General features: G+C 74.1%; 1 protein-coding gene. It reads left to right on the top strand.

From position 1 onward, the window contains the following. Positions 1 to 255 (top strand): hypothetical protein (locus KVS71_RS17870; RefSeq protein ID WP_217585205.1); only part of this gene is annotated, 255 nt, incomplete at both ends.

The following is a 255-nucleotide window of genomic DNA, read 5'->3' as shown; positions in this document are numbered from 1 at the left end:
CACCTCGCTGGCTTCCAGGGGTGGCGAGGCGGCACGGGGAGCGGCCACGCAGTCGCGCGGAGACCCCCAGCTCGCGGCCGGCACGGTCGACCCGACCATCGTGGACACCCCCGACGAGGGCGGCCGCGCCACCCTCACCTTCGCGGTGCCGTCCGGAGTGTTCGGTGAGCAGCAGCTCACGGACGAGGTCCCGGCGACGGTCACGACGGTGCAGGTGCCGTTCACGATCGCCGGCGAGGAGGAGTTCGCGGGGAC

The organism is Microbacterium sp. GbtcB4 (assembly GCF_019091465.1).
In the GTDB taxonomy this organism is placed as follows: Bacteria; Actinomycetota; Actinomycetes; order Actinomycetales; family Microbacteriaceae; genus Microbacterium; species Microbacterium paraoxydans.
This window is presented reverse-complemented; position numbering and strand designations above follow the sequence as displayed.